A 2,022-nucleotide genomic window follows, 5' to 3' on the forward strand; every position below is an offset into this window, starting at 1 on the left:
TCGGCGCTACCCTCGGCGTGGAAATGATAGGTCGCGCCGACATAATCGACCACCACTTCCGGCGCGAGCACGCTCGTCAGCCCCGCGGCATCCGCCGTATCGAGGAAGCGGCAGTAACGGTGTTTGAGCTGCTTGATCAGCTCGATATCTTCCAGCCTGAGCGCCACGGCGATCCTTCTCCCACTCGATTTCGGTCGAGCTTAACCGCAGCGATGATCCGCGATCTCCTCAGAATTGACTAGGCGCGCTTCTTCGCGCGGCAATAGCCTGAGCGCGAAAAACGATAATCGAGAGGCGAAGGATGACCGATCCGGCAAACGTCGCGCTGTTTGAGCGCATGCTGGTGGCGCTGGGCACCAAGGATTTCGACACATTCGAGGCGTGCCTCGCCGACGATATCCTGCTCGAATGGCCCTATCCGGTGATGGACGGTTTTCCGACCGAACAGCGCGGCGCGCGCTGGCTGCGCGATGCGCTGGAGGAGAGCCTGCGCGATTTCACCCCCTATGCCTATCGCATCGCGGCGATCCACGAGATGGCCGACCCCGGCAAATTGATCGCCGAATATAGCTCGCACAGCGAATATCTGCCGACCGGCGCGCCTTATTCGAACAACTACATCAGCCTGTTCGAGTTCGCCGACGGGCGCATCACGCGCTGGCGCGAATATGTGAACCCGCAGGTCGTCGAGCGCGCGCTGGGCACAAGCGCGACATGGCAGGCGGTTAAGGACGGCGCGATCGGCTGACCGACGCGCAACGGAGAGGAGCAAGAATGTCGCGGCATTTCCGCCACCTGCTTTCGCCCGGCCGGATCGGCGCGATGGAATTGCGCAACCGCATCTTCATGACGCCGATGGGCTCCAACCTCGCCGATGAGGACGGGATCACCGGCGAGCGGTTGCGTGCTTATTATGTCGAGCGCGCCAAGGGGGGCGCGGCGCTGATCACGATGGGATCGGTGTCGATCGGCTATCCCGACGGATCGGGCAATTGGCGCAACGAGGCGATCTCCGACGAGCGCCATATCCCCGGGGTCCGCGCGCTCGCCGATGCGCTCCACGCGCATGGCGCGAAGCTGGCGATCCAGCTCCAGCATGCCGGGCTGGTTGCGATGAACGACATGCTCGCCGGGCGGCCGTTATGGACCCCCTCGATCCCGCTGGTCGGTAAGGACAGCGGCGACATGATGGAGGGGTTCCTCGAGGACGAATATCGCATCTTCACCGCGCCGATGGCGGCAATGGGCGAGATCCGCTTCCAGGTGATGACCGCCGACGACATCAAGGCGCTGATCGCGATGTTCGCACGCGCGGCGGAGCGCGCGGTGCGCGCCGGGGTCGATGCGATCGAGCTTCACGCCGGGCACGGCTATCTGATCTCGTCGTTTCTTTCGCCACTCTCCAACCGGCGCGACGACGACTATGGCGGCCCGATCGAAAACCGCGCGCGGCTCTTGTGCGAGATCATCCGCGCGGTGAAGGCCACGGTCGGCCCCGATGTGCCGGTCTGGCCGCGGCTCGACAGCCAGCATTTCCTGATCGACGGCGGGATTACGGTCGAGGATGCCGCGGCGACCGCGCGGCTTGCCGAGGCGGCCGGCGCCGATGCGATCCACGTCTCGGCGGACGGTCATCCGGGGCGCGGGGCGACTTATTCGACCGGGCATGCCACCGATATCCCCAACAATTTCGTCGCCGCCGCGGCGCGGATCAAGGCCGGGCTCGGCATCCCCGTGATCTGCCCCGGGCGGATCGAGCCCGAGGATGCCGATCGCTTCATCGCGGCGGGCAAGCTCGATTTCGTGACGATGGGGCGCAAATTGCTCGCCGATCCGCATCTGCCGCGCAAGCTCGCCGAAGGGCAGCGCGAGGCGGTGCGGCCGTGCATCTATTGCTACACCTGCATCAGCCAGATCTTCTTCAGCCGCCCGGTGAAATGTGCGGTCAATCCCGAAACCGGGTTCGAGCTGGAGCGCACCCTGCCGCGCACCGCCGCGCCGAAGCATGTGGCGGTGATCGGC

The 2,022-nt window shown here is 65.2% G+C and carries 3 protein-coding genes; 2 read left to right on the plus strand and 1 reads right to left on the minus strand.

Translation table 11 applies throughout. The features are described 5' to 3' along the window. Positions 1-167: nuclear transport factor 2 family protein (locus BGN95_RS27195; protein WP_353744751.1), on the minus strand; the 167-nt coding region annotated here is incomplete at its 3' end. A gap of 134 nt (positions 168-301) precedes the next feature. Here BGN95_RS27195 and BGN95_RS25970 point away from each other — a divergent pair. Together BGN95_RS25970 and BGN95_RS25975 are read left to right on the plus strand one after the other, a co-directional pair. Beyond that, the gene (locus BGN95_RS25970) at positions 302-748 is read left to right on the plus strand and encodes a nuclear transport factor 2 family protein (RefSeq protein WP_286774508.1); all 447 of its coding nucleotides are present in this window, start codon (positions 302-304) and stop codon (positions 746-748) included. Between the two features lie 26 nt (positions 749-774). Beyond that, a partial coding sequence (locus tag BGN95_RS25975; RefSeq protein ID WP_286774509.1) for an oxidoreductase occupies positions 775-2,022 on the plus strand: 1,248 nt, incomplete at its 3' end.

Source organism: Sphingomonas sp. 66-10 (assembly GCF_001897045.1).
Classification (GTDB): domain Bacteria; phylum Pseudomonadota; class Alphaproteobacteria; order Sphingomonadales; family Sphingomonadaceae; genus Sphingomonas; species Sphingomonas lycopersici.